The following is a 20,079-nucleotide window of genomic DNA, read 5'->3' on the forward strand; positions in this document are numbered from 1 at the left end:
TGCGACAGCGAGCTCTCGCGGTGCGCAATAGTCAGGGGATGGGCGAGCGTTATGACGGTCCCGGGGAGGCGTCGAACGAGGCGTCGGTGGACGGTGATGTGTCGGGAATGCTGGTGCAGATCGGATCCGTCCGCGGCGATCTCCACCTTGCACCGGCCGTTCGTCCCCGGGTGCAACTGCCTCATCGGACGCCGTCGCTGCCGCGACGGGCGACCGCGTTCCAGCCACGGGCGGCCGCCGCCGAGCTCGACCGGATCCTGGACGACAACGGCACCGCAGTCCTGACCTCGTCCGCCCAAGCGACAACCGGGCTGATGTCGGGGCTCGGCGGTGTGGGCAAAACGCAGCTCGCCCTCGACTACGCCGAACGAGCATGGGCGGCAGGTGCGGTCGACCTGCTGGTCTGGGTCACCACCGCATCGCGGGACGCGGTGGTGACGGAGTACGCCGCGCTGGCTGCGGGACTGACGGGTTTCGCCGACCTTGACGCGGAGCAGGGCGCCGAGCGGTTCCTGACGTGGCTGGCAACGGCAGAGGTGCGGTGGCTGATCGTGCTCGACGATCTGCAGCATCCTCGCGACCTCGAACGCCTCTGGCCCCCGGCCAATCCACACGGCCGGGTTCTCGTGACCACACGCCGCGCTGACGCCGCGCTCCGCGGCCCGCACCGGCAGCTGATCAACCTCGAGGTCTTCACTCCAGCCGAGGCTCACGCTTACCTGCACGACACCCTCGCCGAGCATCAGCGGAGGAGCGGCGCGATCGAGGCGCTGGCCGAGACGCTCGGCTACCTGCCACTGGCTCTGGCCCAGGCCACGACCTACATGCTCGACCGCGACCTCTCGTGCACCGAGTACCTGTCCCGTTGGCACGACCGCCGCAACCAGCTGGCGGCGCTCTTCCCCGAACCCGACTGCCTCCCCGACGGACAGCACGCCACGATCGCCACCACCTGGTCACTCTCGATCGACCACGCCAACCGCCTCCAGCCCGCCGGCCTGGCCAAGCCACTGCTCGAAATCGCCAGCGTCCTGGATCCCAATGGCATCCCCGCCGCCGCGCTCACCAGCGCCGCCGTCACCACCCTGCTCGGCAACGACGTCGACCGCCGGGTCACCGCCGAGCACGCCCGAGACGGGCTGGCCTGCCTGCGCCGGCTCAACCTGGTCAGTCAAGCCGCCCACCCTCCGATTCCCACTGTGCGCGTCCACACCCTCGTCCAACGGACCACCCGAGACGCCCTCACGGTCGACCGTCACGCGACGATCGTGCGTACGGTCGCTGACGCCCTGAGCGAAATCTGGCCGGACGTCGAGCGCGACGCGGAACTCGGGCAGATCCTGCGCACCAACGCCACCGCCCTGCTCGAAAACGGCAGTCCGAGCCTCTGGGAACCCCACGCTCACGAAATCGTCTTCCGGATCGGCGGCAGTCTCGGCAACGCAGGCCAAGTCAAAGCGGCATACGACTACTTCCGACGTCTCCACGTCCTGGCCCACGACAACCTCGGACCCGACCACCCCGATACCCTCAGCGCCCGCAATTACCTCGCCCGTTCACAAGGGGAGGCAGGAGACGAAACGGGCGCTGCCGACGCCTTCGAACAGCTGCTCACCGACCACCTGCGCGTTCTCGGCCCCAACCATCCCCACACCCTGGCCGTTCGCAACAACCTCGCCTACCGGCAGGGCACGGCCGGGGACGTGGCGGGCGCAGCCGAGGCCTTCGAACAATTGCTCGCTGACGCCTGTCGCGTCCTCGGCCCGGACCATCCCCACACCCTGGGCGTGCAGAACAACCTCGCCCGTTTTCGGGGCCGCGCCGGGCACACGGCCGCCACCGTCGACGCCTACGAGAAGGTGCTGGCCGATCACCTTCGGGTGCTGGGTCCGGACGACCCCGAAACCCTGACCGTCCGCCACAACCTCGCCTGCTACTGGGGCCAGGGAGGAGATCCGACGCGTGCGGCCAACGCCTTGGAGCTGCTGCTCTTCGACCGGTTGAGGGTCCTCGGCCCCGACCACCCCGACACCCTGGTCACCCGCACCATGCTTGCCCGCTGGCGAGCAGCGGAAGGGGATCCGGCCGGTTCGGCCGACACGCTCGAACGGTTGCTCGCCGACATCATCCGGGTCCTCGGCACGGACCATCCACTCACCTCGGAAACCCGCGACCTCATCGCCCAGTTGCGCGCGGAGGCGCAATACGAACCGCCATCAGATCCGGCATGATCGGCAACGCCGCGGACCGGAAGATTTCAGCGTCCCGCGGTTCGACCGCCTTCGAGCGTTCCGATTCACCCCAGCTGTCCGAGGAAGCCTCGGCAGTCAGTTCGGCTCGGCGGACAGGCGCAGTGTCCGGGACAAACCCAACGCGGCCGTCCGGACCGCCGGGGCGAGGTGCGCCGGGCGGAACTGCTCTCGCGGCACCGCCACCGACAGCGCCGCTACGGCGACCGCGCCGCTGAACACCGGGGCCGCGATGCAGCTCACGCCGAGCGCCGCCTCCTGCTCTTCGTACGCCAGGCCGGACACCTGCGTCTGCTCCAGGGCCGTGCGCAACCGGACCGGGTCGGTGATCGACGACGATGTCAGCTGCGGCAACGGATCCGCGAGGATCGCCTCCGCCAGTGCCGGCTCGGAGAACGCCAGCAGCGCCTTGCCGATCGCCGTGCAGGTGAGCGGGAGCCGGCCGCCGATGCGGGACGGCAGCGGGACCGCGTCGTGGCCGTGGATGCGTTCCAGGTACACGACTTCGCGGTCGTCGCGGATTCCGAAGTGGACGGTCTGGTGGGTGCTCTCGAACAGGTCCTGCAGGAACGGCAAGGCGGCCTCGCGCAGGTCCTGACGGCGGGGCACGAGCGACCCCAGCTCGAACAGCGTGCCGCCCAGCCGGTAGCGATCCCCTGCCCGCTCCAGGAAGCCGAGGCGGACCAGGTCGCCGGCCAGGCGGAACGCCGTCGTCTTGGTCAACCCTGCCCGGGCCGCGAGTTCCGTCAGGCGGAACGAGCCACCGTGCGGCCGGTAGACGTCCAGGACGGCGGCCGCCTTGTCGAGCATGTTGCCGTTCTCGCTGTTCCGTGTCACGGGACAAACTTTGGCACACCGTCGGACCACGGCCTATACCTGGCGGGTCACGATCCCTGCTCCGGAGGTCCCCGATGAACGAGGCCGTCCCCAAAGCCGCGAAAGTCCTCGCGGCCGCGGCCGCCACTGGCACGCCCTGTCCGCCGATCCGCGAACTGTTCGCCGACGGCGACCTCGACGCCGCCTACGCCGTCCAGCGGCTCACCACCGAGCGCGTGCTCGCGGCCGGGCACCGCCTGGTCGGGCGCAAGATCGGCCTCACCTCCCCGGCCGTGCAGCGCCAGCTGGGCGTCGACCAGCCCGACTTCGGTGCGCTTTTCAGCGATATGGCCCTCCCCCACGGCGCAACCGTCCCGGCCGGCCGGCTCCTGCAGCCCAAGGTGGAAGCGGAAATCGCCCTGATCCTCGGCGCCGACCTGCCCGGTCCGGACTGCTCGGTCGCCGACGTCCGCGCGGCCACCGCGTTCCTCGCGCCCGCGCTGGAGATCGTCGACAGCCGGATCGCGGGCTGGGACATCACCATCGTGGACACGGTCGCCGACAACGCCTCCTCCGGCCTGTTCGTCCTCGGCGACACCCGCGAGGCCGACGTCGAGCCCGCCGACGTCGAGATGCAACTCCATCGCCAGACCGAACTCGTTTCGGAGGGCACCGGCCGCGACTGCCTCGGCGACCCCCTCAACGCCGCCGCCTGGCTCGCCACCACGCTGGCGAGGCGCGGCGAGCCCCTGCGTGCCGGCGACATCGTCCTCACCGGAGCGCTCGGGCCGATGGTCCCCGCCGCCCCCGGCGACGTCTTCACCGCCCGGATCTCCGGCCTCGGCGAGGTCACCATCAGCTTCGAAGGAGAAGCCCCATGAGCGTGAAAGTCGCCGTCATCGGCTCGGGCAACATCGGCACCGACCTGATGATCAAGGTCCTGCGGCTGTCGGACCGGCTGGAGATCGCGGCCATGGCCGGGATCGACCCCGGGTCCGACGGGCTCGCCCGGGCTCGCCGCCTCAAGGTCGCCACCACGCACGAGGGCGTCGACGGCCTCGTCCGGCTCGACGAGTTCGCCGACGTCCGGTACGTCTTCGACGCCACCTCCGCGGGCGCCCACCGCCGTCACGACGAGGTCCTGCGCGGCCTCGGCCGCACCGTCATCGACCTCACCCCGGCCGCGCTCGGGCCCTACGTCGTCCCGCCGGTCAACCTCGGCGAGCACCTCGACGCGCCCAACGTCAACATGGTCACCTGCGGTGGCCAGGCCACCATCCCGATCGTGGCCGCGATCGCCGCGGTGACCCCGGTCCACTACGGCGAGATCATCGCGTCCATCTCCTCGCGCTCGGCGGGCCCCGGCACCCGGGCCAACATCGACGAGTTCACCGAAACCACCGCGGCCGCGATCGAGCAGGTCGGCGGGGCCGCCCGCGGCAAGGCCATCATCGTGCTCAACCCGGCCGAGCCCCCGCTGATCATGCGCGACACCGTGCACTGCCTGGTGTCCGAAATGGACACCGTGGACACGGAGGCCGTCACCGCGTCCATCGAAGAGATGGTCGGGCGGGTCCAGGCCTACGTGCCGGGCTACCGGCTCAAGCAGAAGGTCCAGTTCGCCACCGTGCCCGCCGACGACCCGCTGCACCGGCTGGTCCCCGACGGCGAGGCGGTCAAGGTGTCGGTCTTCCTCGAGGTCGAGGGGGCCGCCCACTACCTGCCCGCCTACGCCGGGAACCTCGACATCATGACCTCGGCCGCGCTGCGGACCGCCGAACGCATGGCCGCCCAGGAGGCACTCCGATGACCGACCTGTACATCCAGGACGTGACCCTGCGGGACGGCATGCACGCCATCCGCCACCGCTACACCGTCGAGCAGGCCCGCACGATCGCCGCCGCCCTCGACGCCGCGGGCGTCGCCGCCATCGAGATCGCCCACGGCGACGGCCTGTCCGGCTCCAGCATCAACTACGGTGTCGGCGCGCACACCGACTGGGAATGGATCGAAGCGGTCTGCGACGTCGCCCGCCACGCCATTCCCACCACGCTGCTGCTGCCCGGCATCGGCACCGTGGGCGACCTGCGCCAGGCCCACCGGCTCGGCGTCCGCTCGGTCCGGGTCGCCACGCACTGCACCGAAGCCGACATCTCCGCCCAGCACATCGGCGCGGCCCGTGACCTGGGCATGGACGTGGCCGGGTTCCTCATGATGTCTCACCTGGCCGAGCCCGCCGAGCTGGCGAAGCAGGCCAAGCTCATGGAGTCCTACGGCGCCGCGTGCGTGTACGTCACCGATTCCGGTGGCCGGCTCACCATGGACGGCGTCCGCGACCGCGTCCGCGCCTATCGCGATCTCCTCGAACCGGGGACGCAGATCGGCATCCACGCCCACTACAACCTCGCCCTCGGCGTCGCCAACAGCGTCGTCGCGGTCGAGAACGGCGTGGTCCGGGTCGACGCCTCCCTGGCCGGGCAGGGCGCCGGAGCGGGGAACTGCCCCCTCGAAGCGTTCATCGCCGTGGCCGACCTGATGGGCTGGGACCACGGCTGTGAGCTGTTCCCGCTGATGGACGCGGCCGACGACCTGGTACGGCCGCTGCAGGACCGCGAGGTCCGGGTCGACCGCGAGACGCTGAGCCTGGGCTACGCGGGCGTGTACTCCAGCTTCCTGCGGCACGCGGAAGCGGCGGCGGTGCGCTACGGCTTGGACACCCGGGCGATCCTCGTCGAGGTCGGCCGGCGCGGCATGGTCGGCGGCCAGGAGGACATGATCACCGACATCGCCCTCGACCTCGCGGGCTGACACCGCAGGGACGGCGGCGCGTGGCCGGGACTCAGCCGGATCGAGCCGGCCGCGGTTGCACGGAATCCGCGACGGCGACGAGCGACTGGATCATGGCCTCCGAGGCCGGGCTCAGCCGGCGGCCGGCCGCGAAGGTGATCCCGACGCGTGCGCCGACGAGGTCGAGCGGGATCGGCAGTGCGGTGAGCCGCGGGTCGCTCGCGACGATGAGTTCCGGCAGCGTGGCCACCGTGTCGGTCGCCAGGCTCTGGGAGCGGCCACCGGGCTGAGCGCGGCTTCGGTCGGCAAAGTGGTGCGCGAACTGGTCGGCGAAGGCGTGGTGACCGAGGACGGCTCACTGGACTCCGACGGCGGCCGGCCGCGAAAGCTGTTGCACATCGTCCCCGGTTACCGCTTCGCAGTCGGGGTGGACGTCGGCGAAACGAGGGTCCGGATCGGACTGTTCGACCTGGCGATGACCGAGCTCGCCACCGCCGACCGGCTCATCGACCTCCGCCGGCACGGTCCGGAAACGGTCGCTTCGCGAATTCTCGCGGGCTTGACCACCGTGCTGGCGAAGAGCGCCATCGCCTCCGACGCGGTCCTCGGAGTCGGGGTGAGCGTGCCCGGCAGCGTCCGGCGAACGGAGAACCTCGGCTGGGACCCGGTTCTTCTGGAGAAGCTGCTGGGCAGGGAAACCGGCTTGCCGCTGCATTTCGACAGTCACGCAGGCACCACGGGAAGGGCCGAGCTGTGGTTCGGCAGCGGCCGGGAAACGCCCGGCACGGTGGTCGCCTGGCTGGGCTCGGACCTGGGAGCCTGCCTCATTCCCGGCGGCCCCACCACCCACGGCACCCGGCCGGACGGGGGCGAGTTCGGGCACACCGTCCTCGTCGCCGGCGGCCGACCTTGCCGGTGCGGCAGCAAAGGCTGCCTCGAGGCCTACGTCGGCGCCGAGGCGATCCTCGACCGCTTCCGCGAAGCGGGCGGGACCATCCCGGAAGACGCCGACCTGGAACCGGCCCTTGCCGCCATCGTCCACGACGACCAGGGAACCGGGGTCCTGGCGGAGACTCACCGCTACCTCGGCGCGGGCCTCGGCGGGCTGATCAATCTGCTCAACCCCGCCCGCGTCGTCCTCGGTGGCTGGGCCGGCTTGCTCCTCGGCGAGCGCAATCTCGACGCCATCCGCGACGCGGCCCGCCGCCACTCGCTGAAGCACGCGTTCGCCACGACAACGATCGACCTGTGCAGCCTCGGCCCGGACGCCGCAACACGCGGTGCCGCCACCCTCCCCCTCGAGCACTTCCTGAACGGTTGAAGCAGGTAGACCGGTGTCTCCGCGATGGCCTCATCGACGCTGCGCCGGTCGGTGACGTCGAGGCGCAGCCGCTGGCGTACGGGGAGGTCGGCCAGGTGGACAGCGTCCCAGCGGGGTGGCGTGGCGGCGTCTCAGCGGTAGCCGTCGTCGGACCGCGGGGTGGCCGAGGCCGAGAGCGGCTCAAGAAGGCGTCGTGGCGTGTTGAGCAGCGCGGACACGGGGTCGGGGTTGGGGTTCGCCGGCTCGAAGCCCGGGCCCGGCTCGATGCGGGTCTCCGGGACCGCCACGCTTTCGCCGCACTCGCGGCAGCGCCCCTCGTGGTCGAGCAGGCCGCCGTCACGGTCGTGGCGCAAGGTGCGCTTCTCTCCGGCCGGCGAGTAGTGGGCGTCGCCCCAGGCCATCATCGCCCGCAGGATCGGCCACAGTTCGACACCCTTGCCGGTCAGCCGGTACTCGACCGGCCTGGCCTCGTCGTCGCGGACCAGCACGCCCTCCCGCACGAGCAGCTTGAGCCGGCTGGTCAGGACGGCGCGCGGGATGCCCAGCTGGGTGGCGAAGTCCCCGAACCGGCGGACGCCGTAGAACGCGTCCCGGACGATGAGCAGTGTCCACCGTTCGCCGAGGACCTCCAGTGCACGGGCCACCGAGCAGTTGCGGTCCGCGTAGGTGCTGGGAAGAGCCATGTCACCACCCTACCCCGAGCCAGTTCACTCATTGAACTGTACGGTGCTACAGTCTAGTTCAGTCAATGAACTACGCCGAGGAGGCGTCCCCGTGTACCAGTTCCTGGTTTCCTTCACCGTTCGGCCCGAGCACCGTGACGACTTCGTCCGGCTCGCCGCCAAGACCGGCCGCGACTCGCTGGCCAACGAGCCCGGCTCGCACCGTTTCGAGGTGATCGCCGACGAGGCGGACCCGAACCTCTTCTACCTCAACGAGGTCTACGCGGATGTCGAGGCGTTCAACGCCCACGCGGGCGGTCCGTACTTCGGGGCGTTCTTCACCGAGGCCGCCACCTACGCCGAGGGGCCGAACTGGCTCATGAAGGGCACCCTGGTCGGCGACAAGGCCACGGCCTGAGATGACGCTGCCGAATCTGGCCGGCCTGGCCCTCGAGGCCGCCGGCGGTCTCGACCGGTGGCGGATGGCCAGGAAGGTGCGGGCCCGGCTCGCGACGTCTACACCCCCGGCCTGGTGTCCATCGAGGACCACAATGGCCTGCGAGAGCGTGCTACGCCGCGAGCGTCCTTCTCGCCCCGTGATGAGCACACTCGCTGGGATGAACTGCACGCCCTCTACTTCGCCGGGTACGGGCTGCAGCGCCGGCTCGACTACGCGCCCGACGTCCTGGGCAGCCGGCCCGCCGCACACTTCACCGAAGCACACCGGACGGTCGCCGGCCTGGTCTTCCCGACCCGCCGCTACGTGCTTCGGCGGTTCGACGAGGGTCACCTCGGCACCGAGCCGACCATTTTGGTGGGCCTCAGCGACCTCGCGGTGGAATTCGGCGACAACCCGCCGACATCGTGCGGATCGTCGAGGACTGCGGCCGGTGGCCGGTCACCTCGTCGCGGCCCGAGTTGTTCGGCGACGCGGACCTCGGCGCGATCCTGATCCGGCGTCCGCGCGAGGACTGCCGCACCTGTTCGTGTGCACCATCCGGCTTCTCGAAACCGACACTTGCGAAAGGTGACACCATGATCGACGACAGGCTGTTCCTGGTGACCGGCGCGACCGGAAAGACCGGCGGTGGCGCGGCCAGGCTGCTGCTGGCGGACGGGCACCGGGTCCGCGCGCTGGCCCACCGCGACGACGACCGTTCCCGCGCCCTCGCCGCGGCCGGGGCCGAGGTCGTCGTGGCCGACCTGCACGACCTCAACGCCGTGACCACGGCGATGCAGGGCGTCACGAGCGCCTACTTCTGCCACCCGATCCGCGAGGGCCTGGTCGAGGCCACCGCCTACTTCGCCCAGGCGGCCATCGACGCGGGAGTCCGGTCGGTGGTCAACATGTCCCAGATCTCCGCCCGGCCCGACGCCGGCAGCCACGCCGCCCAGCAGCACTGGCTGTGCGAACGCCTGCTGGACCGCACCGGCCTGCTCACCGCCCACCTGCGGCCGACCTTCTTCGCCGAGTGGCTCACCACCTGGTGCGAGCGGCGCGACGGCGAGGGGTACCTGCGGCTGCCGTTCGGCGAAGGCCGCCACGCGCCGATCGCCGCGGCCGACCAATCCCGCGTGATCGCCGCCTTGCTGCTCGATCCCGAGCCACACGACCGCGCCGTCTACCCCCTTCACGGCCCGGTCGAGCAGGACCACCACGACATCGCCCGCGCCATCGCCGCCACGCTCGGCATCCCCGTGCACTACGAACCCATCACCGTCGAGGAATTCGCCACCGCCATGACCGCACGCGGCCTGCCCGCACACCTCGTCCAGCACCTCGGCAACGTCGCCATCGACTACCGCAACGGCATCTTCTCCGGCACCAACGACATCGTCGAGCGGATCGGCGGCCGCGCGCCCCTGTCCGTCGAGCAGTTCGTCCTCGAGAACAAAACCTTCTTCGACACCAGCGGCCCCAACTTCGTGCCCGCGGACGGCCGGCTGTGACCACAAAGGACGCTATGACGACCTCATCCCCGATCCTCGTCACCGGCGCCACGGGCCGGCACGGCGGCACCGGCGCCTACCTGGTGCGCCGGCTGCGCGAGGAAGGCCACGACGTCCGCGTGCTCGCCCGCACCCACAGCGACCGCACCACCGCCCTCACCGCACTCGGGGCCGAGGTGGTGATCGGCGATCTCCACGACCGGCGCACCATCGTGCCCGCGCTCGACGGGATCGAACAGGTCTACTTCACCTACCCCATCGACGCGGGCGTCATCCCGGCCGCGGCGAACTACGCCGCCGCGGTCCGCGAGGCCGGTACCGCACCGCGCACGATCGTGATGTCCATGGGCCCCGCCCACCCCGGCCACCTCAGCGACCGGGGACGTGACCAGTGGCTCGCCGAAGAAGTCCTGCAGTGGGCCGGGCTGGACCTGCTCGTCCTGCGCGTCGCGGCGGCGTTCCACGAAAACATCCCGGCCCTGCACGGCAGGTCGATCGACGACGACGGTGTCATCCGCAACTGTTTCGGCGACGCCACGGTCGCCTGGATCAACGGCCGTGACGCCGGCGAGCTCGCCGTCGCCGCGCTCCTGCACCCGGAGCGGTTCACCGGCCCGATCCACTACGCCCCAGGCGCCGAGGAACTCAGCCACACCGACATCGCGACCATCCTCACCGAGGAGCTGCGCAGGCCGGTCCGCTTCGAGCCGATTTCCGCGGACGACTGGCACCGCGAGATCGTCGAACTGTCCACATCGGAGCATGCCGGAGTAGTCAACCCGGACATGGCCGGGCACATCACGGCGGTCGCGCTCCAGGTGAGCAGGCAGGGACCGAGCCGCCCGGCGGACGCCGACGTCCTGACCCGGTTGATCGGGCGGCCACCGACGACGTTCCGCGAATACGTCCGAACCGACGTCCGCCCCCGGCAAGGAGAAGCCGCTCGCTGACGGTCTGATCGTCTGGGGCGGCGACGATCTCCTGTGCCCCGTCGACTTCGCCTACCGGATGGGCGCGGCGGCACGGGTCGCGGTGCCCGGGGCTGTCCTCCTCGGTGGCGATTCAGCCGCCCAGCCCGCCCGCGGACGCATCGATCGGCCCACCCGGGACACGGCCGACCTGATCACCGGTCATGACGACCGGGAGACTGTTCGCGCAGGGCCGACGCCTGGTTCGAACCACCCCGACGGTCAACCACGATCACCATCGCGGGCGGCGAGTCGGCCGACGTCCGTCGCGCCTTCTCCGGCGGGTCGCTGGTCTCGTTCTTCGGTCGCGGCCCAGCTTTCGAGCAGTTGCAGCCGCTCGCGGGTGGATTCGTCGGCGGGGTAGTAGACGAACAAGCCGAGGGTCGAGTTCTCGGGCAGAGCGAGGGCTTCGAAGCCGAGGTCGAGATCTCCCACGACCTGGTGGTGGAGGGTCTTGCGGCCGGTGCGGTGGTACTTCACGTCGTAGGCGGCCCAGCGCCTGGCGAAGTCGGGGCTGCGGGTCGCGAGTTCGCCGACCAGGTTCGACAGGCGCCGATCGGCGGGGTTGGCACCGACGTACCCGCGGAGGACGGCGACAACGTCGTCGGCCGTCTTTTCCCAGTCCACGTAGAAGTCCTGGGCGATGGGGTCCAGGAAGGTGAATCGCGCGTTGTTGCCGGCCGCGATCCGGCTGCGCAGCAGATCGGCGTAGAGCGCCCGAGCCAGCGCATTGGTGGCGACGATCTCGAAGCGGTGGTTGCGAGCCCAGGCCGGCAGCCCCTGCATCGAGTCGATCATGATCTGCAGACCGGGCCGGAGAGTGGCTTTGCGGCCGGCGCCGGCCGGACGGCGGGACGAGCTGCGAGCGGCGCGAGCGAGATCGGCGAGATGAGCGGCTTCGGCTTCGTCCAGCTGCAGCGCGGCCGAGAGGGCATCCAGCACCTCGTCGGATACGCCGGCGAGGTTCCCGCGCTCGATGCGCACGTACCAGTCGACGGAGATGGACGCCAAGACCGCCACCTCTTCGCGGCGGAGCCCGGGGACACGACGGCCGGGTCCGGCACCCAGGCCGGCCCGCTCCGGGGTGAGCCGCGCGCGGCGGCTGCGCAAGAACTCCGAGATTTCGGTCCTCAGGTCCATGTGACCACGCTACGCGGACCCGCCCGCACCTGGGGGGTAGCGCCAGTACCCCGAGAAGCAGCAACTCCCGCCACCCCGCTCGCGGTGATCTGATGGCGCCATGGACACGATCACCCTGAACAACGGCGTCACCCTCCCCGCACTGGGCCTGGGTGTCTACCAGAGCGCGCCCGAGGAGACCGCCGCGGCGGTGGCGACGGCGCTGGAGCTGGGCTATCGCCACATCGACACGGCAGCCGCCTACTTCAACGAGAAGGAGGTCGGGGAAGGACTTCGCCGAGCCGCCCTCCCGCGCGACGAGGTGTTCGTGGAGACCAAGGTCTTCCCGAGCGACTTCGACTTCGAGCAGACCCTGCACGCGTTCGAAAAATCGACCGCGAAGCTGGGGGTCGAGTACCTCGATCTGTTCATCCTCCACCAGCCGGTGCCGGACCGGTTCGAGCGCACGATCGGCGCCTACCAGGCGCTGGAGAAGCTGCTCGCGGACGGCCGCGTGCGCGCGATCGGGGTGAGCAACTTCACCCGCCGTCACCTCGACCTCCTGCTCGCCGAGGCCGGCGTCGTCCCGGCGGTGAACCAGATCGAGTTGCACCCGTACTTCCAGCAGCCCGACGTCCAGGCCGCCGGCGCCGAGCGCGGCATCCTCACCCAGGCGTGGTCACCGATCGGTGGCATCACCTTCTACCCCGGCCCGTGGCGCGAAGACCGCCGCAACGTGATGCAGGACCCGGTCATCGGTGAGATCGCGCAAAAGCACGCGAAGTCACCCGCGCAGGTCATGCTGCGGTGGGGCATCCAGCACGGCCGCTCCGTCATTCCGAAGTCGACGAACCCCGAGCGCATCGCCCAGAACCTGAACGTCTTCGACTTCACCCTGGACGACGCCGACATGGAACGGATCGACGCGCTCGACACCGGAATGCGAACGGGTCCCGATCCGGACGAGCCGCGCGGCGACTTCTACGACCGCCCCATTCCCGAAGCCTGACCGAGGAACCAGCGATCGACCGGCGAGCACGCAGAAGGACACCGCCACCCTCGCTGCCGCAGGCTCACCCGTGCGGCCGGCTGCCACCCAGTGCGCCCAATACGGTCCGGTAAGTCAGGTCGGCCCGTGCGCCCACCTCGCCCGCCGCGTCGCCCAGCATCGGTGAGCCGGTCGGCAGCTGGGCCGCCTCGTGGACGATGGCCAGGTACACAGCGCAGCACCAGGCCGGGTCGGTGGCGGTGATTTCGCCGGCTTCGCGCAGCCGCCGGAACAGCAGTTCGAGCCCGGCCGTGACCTCGGGGCTCATGGGTGTCATCTTGGTCGCCGGGTCCGCGGTGAGCTCCATGATCGCCCGGTTGCCTGCCTTGAGCTCGAAGAGCAGCTCGGTCAGCCGGTACAGCGCCGCGATGGGGGCGCCGTCGCCACTCGCGCCTGCTCCAGCCCGCACACGTAACGCTCGTTGAGCACGCCGGTCAGCGCCTCCAGCAGCGCCTTGCGAGAGGAGAACCGGCGGTGGACGGTGGCGCGCGCGAGCCCCGCGGCTTCGGCGATCCGTTCCAGCGTCGCGTTCGCGTCGACGGCGAGCACCTCCTCGGCGGCGGCCAGGATCCGCGCGGTGCTGCGCTCCGCGTCCGCCCGCAAGGGCCGCGATCCGGCGGCTGCGCTCACGCGGAACTCCTCTCTCCACCTCGGCTCGTCTGATGCCGTCCCACGTCAGTTTACATCCGAGTCTAGTTGGTCTAGATTCCTTGCTTAAGTGATACTGCCGTGTAGCATTTAGGGTGCCAACTAAGACACAGGAGGAGAACCACCATGGATCTGGATCTCGCGGGCAAGCGCGTCCTGGTGACCGGGGCCAGCAGGGCATCGGGCTGGCGACGGTCGAGGCGTTCGTCGCCGAAGGCGCCACGGTCGTCGCCGTCTCGCGCAAGAGCACTCCCGAGCTCGAAGCCACCGGCGCGACGTTCGTGTCCGCCGACCTGCTCGACGCGACCGCGCCACAGCGGGTGCTCGACACCGTGCTCGCGGACGACCCCCGCCTCGACGTGCTGGTCAACAACGCCGGCGGTGGCGACGCGACCGACGCCGACCTCGCCGACCCCATCGGCGGTTCCCGCGCGGCGTGGGACGACGTCCTCGCGCTGAACCTCGGCGCCGCCGTGGAGATGACCCGGGCCGCGTTGCCGGCCCTGTCGCGGGCGCGGGGTGCGATCGTGAACATCAGCTCGAGTTCCGCGCGCGACCCCCGCGCGGTGCCGCTGTCCTACGCCGCGGCCAAGGCCGCGCTGAACGCGTTCTCCCGTGGGCTGGCGGACAAGGTCGGGGAGACGGGCGTCCGGGTCAACGTCGTCACGCCCGGCGCGACCCGGACCGCGATCCTGACGAGCCCGGACGGCTACATCGGGAAGCTGTCGGCGAGCATGGGCCTGGACCACGAGACGGTGCTCGCGGCCATGCCCGCGCAGTCGGGAATGGTGACCGGCAAGCTGATCGAGCCCGCGGAGATCGCCCGGGCGGTGCTCCTCCTGGCGTCGCCGACGATGCCGAGCGCGGCGGGCTCCAACTGGACCGTCGACGGCGGCACCCTCAAGACCCCGTAGGAGTCACGCGGATCAAACGGCTTTCAGCACGCTCGCGGCGACGATGGCCGCGCAGATGATCCCGTTCAGGACGCGGTGGTCGACGAGGATGGCGGCGAACTCCCGCAGCGTGGCGCTCGGCCAGAAGTACCAGGCCGTGGGCGCGCCGATCACCTGGCCGTTCACCTTGACCTTGCGGGCGAGCAAGGCCGCGCGCAGCACGTGGAAGTTGTTCGTGACGACGACGCAGCGGTAGTGCGGGTTCCGCTCGCGCATGAGGGCGGCGCTGAAGGCGAGGTTTTCCCGGGTCGTCCGCGACCGGTCCTCCCGGACGATCCGCTCGCGCGGCACGCCCCGCCCGACGAGGTAGTCGGCCATCGCGTGCGACTCGGGCAACTCCTCCCCCGGCCCCTGCCCACCCGAGGTGACCAGCAGCGGCGACCGGCCCTTGCGGTCCTCGGCGGCCAGCACCCGCCGCCCGCGTTCGAGCCGGCCGGCCAGCAGCGGCGGCACGTTCTTCCCGCCGAGCAGGCCGGACCCGAGCACCACCACGAAGTCGAGCGCGCGGCGGCCGCGGATCCGGCCGTAGACCAGCGAATACAACAGGAAGCAGACGAACAGGAACGACAGGTAGGCGACGATCCCGTCGATGCTGTCGCGCACCGCCTCCAGCGGCGCCCAGCCGAGCTGCCCGACCACGAAGTCGAAGGCGATCAGCGCGACGATCCCCACCCCGGCCGCCAGTGACAGCAGGTTGGCCGGCCGGCGGCCTTCACGGCGCAGCATCGTCACGCCGTTGCCGATCAGGAACACCGCGAGCACCACGATGGTCAGCGGGATCAGCGCGAGCAGGCCGACCGCGACGATCGCGGCGGCTTCCGGCGAGATCGACGCCAGCAGGGCGATCAGCGTCAAGCCGAGGAAGGCGAGCGCGAAGAACAGGTAGAAGCCGTTGCGCAGCCGGCGCCGTTCGAGCAGGAAACTGACCAGGAAGACGCCGAAGCAGAAGACGGCCGCGGCGAGCGGCAGCAGCGCGGGGTTCACGCGATCTCCCGCCGTCGCCAGGTCGCCAGGAACACCAGCGCCGCGGCGATGGAGCCGGCGGAGGCGAACGACGTCGCGGCCAGGTAGACGACCCAGGCGTTGCCGCGCACGGTTTCCGCGTAGCCCTCGCCGGCCAGCGCCGCCCCGATCAGGAGGGAGCCCAGGGCGAAGAAGACCAGTCCGCCGAGCGCCGCGATCGTCACGACGAGCACACGCGGGACCCGGCGCGGTCCGTCGTGACGGCGCACGATCCCCCGGCGCGCCAGCCACCACGAAGCCACGCAGGCGAGCCCGAGCGCGATCGCGTCCGCGGCCAGGGTGTCGGACAGCCGGTGCCACTTCGCCGTCACGGTGTAGGCGCCGATGCCGACGGCCCACGAGAGGAGGAAGAAGAGCGTGACGCCGCGCCAGCGGTAGGGCACCACGAGCAGCGCGGCGAACAGGACCGTCATCGCGATCGTGGTGTGCCCGCTGGGCAGGCTGTTTTCGGCGTAGTGCCCGGTCAGCGGCACCAGGGCCGGCCGGGGCAGCACGAACCGCTTGAGCACCTGCGTCACGACTTGGCCGGCCACGATCACGCCCACGGCCGCGAAGGCGAGATCGGCCCGCCGGCGCAGCAACCCGACGAGCCCGACCAGGACGACCGCGACGGCCAGCGAGTAGACGGTGATCCGGCCCAGGTTGTCGTCGGCGACGGCCTGGTCGCGGGCAGCGGCCTCGTCCGCTCCGCGCAGCGCGGCGTTTTCCAGCGCCTGGCCGGGCACCGTCCAGACCGCGAGGAAGTACACGGCCACCAGAACGACGGCACACACGGCCGCCACGACCAGCCAGCGACGGGCGGGAACCACACCAACCTCCTCGGACTACTCCGAACAGCTTAGTTACCTTCTGCGCACGGACGCACACCGAGGGTTCACGCCGGTCAGGAGCCCCGTGCCGGCAACCGGTCACGCCGCAGGCGCGGCAACCGCAGCGGAACCGGACACCCCGGATGCCACCGGCCCTGCCCGGAGTCGCCGCCGGGAGCGACGATCAGCCTCTGTCCCAGCGCGGCAACGACCCCCGACGCGGTAACGGTCTTCGGCGATGGCGTGGTCGCCGCGCTGCCTGGCGAGGTCGGCGTAGTTGTACAGCGCTTGGACGCAGCCGGCGTCACCCGCGCGCACGCACCAGGTCTCGGCGTCGGCCAGGTCGTGGTGCTGGTAGGCGAGGATGGCGAGCTGGAACATGGCGTCGAACTCGCCGCGCTCGGCGGCCTCGGTCCACCATCGGCGTGCCTCGGCGACGTCGCGGCGCTTGACGTGCAGCACACCCATCGCCGTCATCGCCGGTCCGAACCCGGCCTGTGCCGAGGAGCGCCACCAGCGCTCGGCGTCCTCGTGCCGGCCGAGTTCGGTGTAGGTGAGGCCGAGGTTGTGCATCGCGTGCGGGTCCCCGTCGTCGGCGGCGGTCGTCCACGTCGCGATGGCGCGCTCGAGCAGCCGGTCGTCGCCGGTCGCACGACCGGCGATGAACTGCGCGTAGCCGGAAGCGAGCAGTGCGGCCGGGTTGCCGCTGCGGATCGCGTGCCGGATCACCTCCGCGGCTTCGCTGCGGCCCTCACGCAAGGCCGTCAGCGCGACCTGAAACGTCCAGGGATCCGTTTCGTCGCCGTCGAGCAACACCCGCCACGTCGCGTCCGGGATCGCGGGGCTGCCTGGGTCTGGTCCACCAGGTAGTCGAACGCGGAGAACCGGTCGTCCGCCTCGGGTTGCAGGCAGGAACTGGCTCCGTGCACCGGCGTCGTCGCCCACTCGAACGCCTCGTCGAGATTCGGCCGGCGCAGGCGGTGGCGCAGGCGCGGTTCGAGGTAGACCGGGAACAACGCCAGCACCCCGCGCGCCACCGGAGAGGAATAGCCCACACGGTGGCAGTCGACCGCTGCGGAGACCAGTGCGGCACCCACCTCGTGCTCGCCGTCCCGGCCCGCGCGCCGGTGGACGAGCACCTCGGGTGCGGCGGCCAGGTGCTCGGCCAGCCCGGCACCGGTGCGGTCGGCGAGCGCGGCGGCGATCCGCGAGTCGGCCTGCCGGCGGCGGGCCGCCCGTCGTTCGTCCTGGTCGAGGTCACGAGCCAGCCGGATGGTGCGCGCCGTGGCCAGCAGGTACTGCGCCGAGCGGGCCATCTGGTGATACCGGTCGTCACCTCCGATCATGCGACGTGTCTCCGATCGCAGGGTCGCCAGCAGCAGGACGTCCGTCCGGCCCGCTTCCCACGCGGTCCGGGTTTTACCCGCGGCCGAGTTGCCCTCCACCACGACGAACCCGCCGCCCGCCACCGCCCGGTCCAGGTCGGCATCCACCGTTCGTGCCACATAGGGCGGGAACAGCGGGAGGTCCGCGGCCTGAACCGGCCGGTGCACGCGCAGATCACGGACCGGGTCGCAGTCGTCGATCGGCCGGTCCAGCAGCGCGCCCGTGCGGCGCAGCTTCTCGACGGTCACCTCCGGCCCCGGACCGCCGATGTGCACACCGCCGTGCACGACACCGGCCTGGAGGACGTGACCGTGCACGGTTCCGGAGATCTCGTTGTTCGTCACCGGTGCGGACCGTTCCCGGTCTCCGGTCGCAGCCGTGCGGGGCAACTCGCGCAGCACCGAGCACAACACACCGAAAGGCCTATCCCCAGTCTCCATCCGGACGCTTTACATTCATGGAAAACATGCCTGCGATGCCGCGGAAATCAAGACAAAAGTACCGGCGGATCGGCGAGACGACGGAACGCCACACAACCGAACCATCGATTCACCGATCGGCGTAACCATTCCCCCGACCTGTGCATCCATCACCCGACAAAAGGTTCCGATCATGAGGGCAGCGTTGCACCCTTCGACGGTTATCTCGACCAGCCGCACCGAGCGCGACACAAATCGTCTAGAGTCGCCGAGGTCGGATTCCGACAGAAAGATGCACACCCCCTGATTATTCCCAACCGACGCGGAGGAAGATGATGCGCAAGTTGGCCGCCGGCGCGTTCACGATAATCGCCGTCCTGGGTACCGGCCTCACCACGCAGGCCACGGCGAACGCCACGGCGCAAACCACGCGCTGGCTCTGCGGGGCCAACACCGTCGACGTGCGCTACACCGAAGGAGGTGCACCGACCGGAAGGCTGGTGTACTACGGCCAGACGGTCGAGCACGACTCCGGCGGGGGCACCTGGTGGCACATTACTTCGCCGTATGTCGGCTATGTGCTCGGGCAGTACTTCTGCTGAGAACAGACGCCTGACTGCGAGAACAGGCGGCCTGGGGAACCGCGGTTGACGCCTGTCCCCAGGCCGCCGGCGATCAGGCGCCGATCGCCGGTCGGGCCGGACTCCGGTCGCCCTCGGGTCAGGCCGCTTGCGCGGTCACGGCGGTGACGCTGTTGCCGTACTGGCACTCCCCGACCGACGTCGCGGGCCCGGTGACGACCGGCCCGTACACCACGTAGTCCTGGCCGGTCTGGACGTTGTGGCAGGCGAGGCGCGCCTGGAAGCGACCGCTGTCGCACTGCGCGCTGCCACGGCCGTAGTAGAGACTGCTGCCCTGGACGATCCACGCGCTCCAGGTCATGCAACCGGCCAGGCCGGTGGCGGGCGGATCGGCGACGGCCTGCACAGTCTGCGCGGTGTTCCCGGTGTTGCACGTGAGCGACACCGCCGCCGGCGCGGTCACGGTCTGGTAGCCGAAGAGAATGTAATAGTCGCCGCTTTGCTCGTTCCGGCAGAGGACCTTGGCCCGGTAACGACCGGTGTCGCACTGGGCCTGACCGCGGCCCCAGAAGAGGTTGCTGCCCTGGCTGACCCATTCGCTCCAGCCGACGCAACCGGTGACCCCGGCATCGGGCGGATCGGTCACCGCATACACGGCCCGCGCCGAGTTCCCCGTGTAGCACAGCACGGTGGCTGCCGCCGGGGCGTTCACGACCTGGGTGCCGTAGAGGACGTACCCGCTCCCGGTCTGGTTGTTGATGCAGATCTCTTTCGCCTTGTAGCGCCCGCTGGTGCACTGCACGCTGCCGAGGCCGTCCCAGTAGTTGCTCCCCTGTTGCACCCACTGGATGGAGGTGGTGCACCCGGTGGGCGCAGCCGCCGACGCCGGCGAGCTGAGCCCGGCCATCCCCAGTACAGCCGCCACGAAGACGAGGAACCACCGTTTCACCACGAATACCCTCCACGAACGAAATCCCCCACAGATTAGGGAGGCTACCACGCGGAAATCACATAATTGACCGTCGTACAACGGATTAAGCAATCCAGCGTAAACACTGCGCCACCCGGGTGACGGCATTTGCGCCGACAGTGGGTCGGCGCGGTCATCCGCATCACCCGGCCTGGACGGATTCTGCGCCGCGCCGGCAATTCAGGCCCAGCGGAAACTCTCCACACCCTGTACGTCGCAGAACCGGGCCAGCGGCGGCCGCGACCTCCCCGGCTCCCTGACCACCGGTACCGGCACCCGCGGCGACGTCACCGGCGGCCTCGCGGTCCGCTCCGAGAGCAAGACGGTCCGCCAGTACGCCCAGGAGGGCGCCGCCGGCGCAGCACAAGGA

At 70.6% G+C, this 20,079-nt stretch carries 23 protein-coding genes; 12 read left to right on the forward strand and 11 right to left on the reverse strand.

Annotation, left to right across the window (positions count from 1 at the left end):
- Positions 1-38 precede the first annotated feature (38 nt).
- Positions 39-2,231, forward strand: a complete 2,193-nt coding sequence (locus tag HUT10_RS08280) for a tetratricopeptide repeat protein (protein WP_176170630.1) — start codon at positions 39-41, stop codon at positions 2,229-2,231.
- A 96-nt stretch (positions 2,232-2,327) separates the two neighbouring features.
- Here HUT10_RS08280 and HUT10_RS08285 read toward each other — a convergent pair whose 3' ends face one another.
- The gene (locus tag HUT10_RS08285; RefSeq protein WP_217709555.1) at positions 2,328-3,086 is read right to left on the reverse strand and encodes an IclR family transcriptional regulator; all 759 of its coding nucleotides are present in this window, start codon (positions 3,084-3,086) and stop codon (positions 2,328-2,330) included.
- 74 nt (positions 3,087-3,160) lie between these two features.
- Between HUT10_RS08285 and HUT10_RS08290 the strand changes: the two genes are divergently transcribed.
- The 3 genes from HUT10_RS08290 to dmpG are packed head-to-tail and all read left to right on the forward strand — an operon-like array spanning position 3,161 to position 5,873.
- A complete protein-coding gene (locus HUT10_RS08290; protein ID WP_176170631.1) occupies positions 3,161-3,946 on the forward strand; it encodes a 2-keto-4-pentenoate hydratase in 786 nt (261 codons plus the stop codon).
- Positions 3,943-4,875 (forward strand): acetaldehyde dehydrogenase (acetylating), encoded by a 933-nt coding sequence (locus HUT10_RS08295; RefSeq protein ID WP_176170632.1) that lies wholly within the window; start codon positions 3,943-3,945, stop codon positions 4,873-4,875. The genes HUT10_RS08290 and HUT10_RS08295 overlap by 4 nt, the downstream gene beginning before the upstream one ends.
- Positions 4,872-5,873: a 4-hydroxy-2-oxovalerate aldolase gene (dmpG, locus tag HUT10_RS08300; RefSeq protein ID WP_176170633.1), complete on the forward strand. Its 1,002-nt coding sequence runs from the start codon at positions 4,872-4,874 to the stop codon at positions 5,871-5,873. Before HUT10_RS08295 ends, dmpG begins: the two co-directional genes overlap by 4 nt.
- Before the next feature lie 31 nt (positions 5,874-5,904).
- Here dmpG and HUT10_RS08305 read toward each other — a convergent pair whose 3' ends face one another.
- A complete protein-coding gene (locus HUT10_RS08305) occupies positions 5,905-6,102 on the reverse strand; it encodes a hypothetical protein (protein ID WP_176170634.1) in 198 nt (65 codons plus the stop codon).
- Between the two features lie 60 nt (positions 6,103-6,162).
- On the opposite strand from HUT10_RS08305, the gene HUT10_RS08310 reads away from it, so the two are divergent.
- Positions 6,163-7,173, forward strand: a complete 1,011-nt coding sequence (locus HUT10_RS08310) for an ROK family protein (RefSeq protein WP_176170635.1) — start codon at positions 6,163-6,165, stop codon at positions 7,171-7,173.
- Positions 7,174-7,304: 131 nt separating this feature from the next.
- Here HUT10_RS08310 and HUT10_RS08315 read toward each other — a convergent pair whose 3' ends face one another.
- The gene (locus HUT10_RS08315) at positions 7,305-7,856 is read right to left on the reverse strand and encodes a helix-turn-helix domain-containing protein (protein WP_176170636.1); all 552 of its coding nucleotides are present in this window, start codon (positions 7,854-7,856) and stop codon (positions 7,305-7,307) included.
- Between the two features lie 91 nt (positions 7,857-7,947).
- Here HUT10_RS08315 and HUT10_RS08320 point away from each other — a divergent pair, with 91 nt between their 5' ends.
- From HUT10_RS08320 to HUT10_RS08335, 4 genes are all read left to right on the forward strand, one after another.
- On the forward strand, positions 7,948-8,253 hold the full coding sequence (locus HUT10_RS08320; RefSeq protein ID WP_217709556.1) for a putative quinol monooxygenase: 306 nt from the start codon (positions 7,948-7,950) through the stop codon (positions 8,251-8,253).
- A 57-nt stretch (positions 8,254-8,310) separates the two neighbouring features.
- Positions 8,311-8,787 carry a hypothetical protein gene (locus HUT10_RS08325; RefSeq protein WP_176170638.1) on the forward strand — a complete coding sequence of 159 codons (477 nt, stop codon included), beginning with the start codon at positions 8,311-8,313 and terminating at the stop codon, positions 8,785-8,787.
- A gap of 83 nt (positions 8,788-8,870) precedes the next feature.
- Positions 8,871-9,785, forward strand: coding sequence for an NmrA family NAD(P)-binding protein (locus tag HUT10_RS08330; protein WP_176170639.1), 915 nt, complete (start codon positions 8,871-8,873; stop codon positions 9,783-9,785).
- Between the two features lie 14 nt (positions 9,786-9,799).
- A complete protein-coding gene (locus HUT10_RS08335) occupies positions 9,800-10,735 on the forward strand; it encodes an NmrA family NAD(P)-binding protein (RefSeq protein ID WP_176170640.1) in 936 nt (311 codons plus the stop codon).
- A 240-nt stretch (positions 10,736-10,975) separates the two neighbouring features.
- Here the strand turns inward: HUT10_RS08335 and HUT10_RS08340 are convergent, their stop codons facing one another.
- Complete coding sequence (locus HUT10_RS08340; protein ID WP_176170641.1) at positions 10,976-11,893, reverse strand: helix-turn-helix transcriptional regulator; 918 nt, start codon at positions 11,891-11,893, stop codon at positions 10,976-10,978.
- A gap of 100 nt (positions 11,894-11,993) precedes the next feature.
- Here HUT10_RS08340 and HUT10_RS08345 point away from each other — a divergent pair, with 100 nt between their 5' ends.
- Positions 11,994-12,881 carry an aldo/keto reductase gene (locus HUT10_RS08345; RefSeq protein WP_176170642.1) on the forward strand — a complete coding sequence of 296 codons (888 nt, stop codon included), beginning with the start codon at positions 11,994-11,996 and terminating at the stop codon, positions 12,879-12,881.
- Between the two features lie 64 nt (positions 12,882-12,945).
- Here the strand turns inward: HUT10_RS08345 and HUT10_RS50710 are convergent, their stop codons facing one another.
- Entirely contained in the window at positions 12,946-13,329 is a 384-nt protein-coding gene (locus tag HUT10_RS50710) for a hypothetical protein (protein WP_254896760.1), read from the reverse strand.
- The gene (locus HUT10_RS50715) at positions 13,269-13,550 is read right to left on the reverse strand and encodes a helix-turn-helix domain-containing protein (protein ID WP_254896761.1); all 282 of its coding nucleotides are present in this window, start codon (positions 13,548-13,550) and stop codon (positions 13,269-13,271) included. Before HUT10_RS50715 ends, HUT10_RS50710 begins: the two co-directional genes overlap by 61 nt.
- 113 nt (positions 13,551-13,663) lie before the next feature.
- On the opposite strand from HUT10_RS50715, the gene HUT10_RS08355 reads away from it, so the two are divergent.
- Positions 13,664-14,482: an SDR family NAD(P)-dependent oxidoreductase gene (locus HUT10_RS08355; protein ID WP_254896762.1), complete on the forward strand. Its 819-nt coding sequence runs from the start codon at positions 13,664-13,666 to the stop codon at positions 14,480-14,482.
- Between the two features lie 12 nt (positions 14,483-14,494).
- Here the strand turns inward: HUT10_RS08355 and HUT10_RS08360 are convergent, their stop codons facing one another.
- The 4 genes from HUT10_RS08360 to HUT10_RS08375 all read right to left on the reverse strand — a co-directional run bounded on the left by HUT10_RS08360 (position 14,495) and on the right by HUT10_RS08375 (position 18,083).
- Complete coding sequence (locus HUT10_RS08360; RefSeq protein WP_176170643.1) at positions 14,495-15,505, reverse strand: YdcF family protein; 1,011 nt, start codon at positions 15,503-15,505, stop codon at positions 14,495-14,497.
- The gene (locus HUT10_RS08365) at positions 15,502-16,353 is read right to left on the reverse strand and encodes a phosphatase PAP2 family protein (protein ID WP_176170644.1); all 852 of its coding nucleotides are present in this window, start codon (positions 16,351-16,353) and stop codon (positions 15,502-15,504) included. Before HUT10_RS08365 ends, HUT10_RS08360 begins: the two co-directional genes overlap by 4 nt.
- Before the next feature lie 99 nt (positions 16,354-16,452).
- On the reverse strand, positions 16,453-17,169 hold the full coding sequence (locus tag HUT10_RS08370; RefSeq protein ID WP_176170645.1) for a tetratricopeptide repeat protein: 717 nt from the start codon (positions 17,167-17,169) through the stop codon (positions 16,453-16,455).
- Entirely contained in the window at positions 17,118-18,083 is a 966-nt protein-coding gene (locus HUT10_RS08375; protein WP_176170646.1) for a hypothetical protein, read from the reverse strand. The genes HUT10_RS08370 and HUT10_RS08375 overlap by 52 nt, the downstream gene beginning before the upstream one ends.
- A gap of 407 nt (positions 18,084-18,490) precedes the next feature.
- Between HUT10_RS08375 and HUT10_RS08380 the strand changes: the two genes are divergently transcribed.
- The gene (locus HUT10_RS08380; protein WP_176170647.1) at positions 18,491-18,760 is read left to right on the forward strand and encodes a hypothetical protein; all 270 of its coding nucleotides are present in this window, start codon (positions 18,491-18,493) and stop codon (positions 18,758-18,760) included.
- Between the two features lie 118 nt (positions 18,761-18,878).
- On the opposite strand, the gene HUT10_RS08385 is transcribed toward HUT10_RS08380, so the two are convergent.
- Positions 18,879-19,691, reverse strand: a complete 813-nt coding sequence (locus tag HUT10_RS08385) for a hypothetical protein (RefSeq protein WP_176170648.1) — start codon at positions 19,689-19,691, stop codon at positions 18,879-18,881.
- Positions 19,692-20,079: the final 388 nt, after the last annotated feature.

The organism is Amycolatopsis sp. Hca4 (assembly GCF_013364075.1).
Taxonomy (GTDB): Bacteria; Actinomycetota; Actinomycetes; order Mycobacteriales; family Pseudonocardiaceae; genus Amycolatopsis.

Bases quoted from the DNA above. Each gene is read 5' to 3' on its own strand.
- HUT10_RS08345 (WP_176170642.1), top strand. From the start codon at position 11,994: ATGGACACGATCACCCTGAACAACGGCGTCACCCTCCCCGCACTGGGC.
- HUT10_RS08380 (WP_176170647.1), top strand. From the start codon at position 18,491: ATGATGCGCAAGTTGGCCGCCGGCGCGTTCACGATAATCGCCGTCCTG.
- dmpG (WP_176170633.1), top strand. From the start codon at position 4,872: ATGACCGACCTGTACATCCAGGACGTGACCCTGCGGGACGGCATGCAC.
- HUT10_RS08335 (WP_176170640.1), top strand. From the start codon at position 9,800: ATGACGACCTCATCCCCGATCCTCGTCACCGGCGCCACGGGCCGGCAC.
- HUT10_RS08315 (WP_176170636.1), bottom strand. From the start codon at position 7,856: ATGGCTCTTCCCAGCACCTACGCGGACCGCAACTGCTCGGTGGCCCGT.
- HUT10_RS08290 (WP_176170631.1), top strand. From the start codon at position 3,161: ATGAACGAGGCCGTCCCCAAAGCCGCGAAAGTCCTCGCGGCCGCGGCC.
- HUT10_RS08330 (WP_176170639.1), top strand. From the start codon at position 8,871: ATGATCGACGACAGGCTGTTCCTGGTGACCGGCGCGACCGGAAAGACC.
- HUT10_RS08295 (WP_176170632.1), top strand. From the start codon at position 3,943: ATGAGCGTGAAAGTCGCCGTCATCGGCTCGGGCAACATCGGCACCGAC.
- HUT10_RS08280 (WP_176170630.1), top strand. From the start codon at position 39: ATGGGCGAGCGTTATGACGGTCCCGGGGAGGCGTCGAACGAGGCGTCG.
- HUT10_RS08340 (WP_176170641.1), bottom strand. From the start codon at position 11,893: ATGGACCTGAGGACCGAAATCTCGGAGTTCTTGCGCAGCCGCCGCGCG.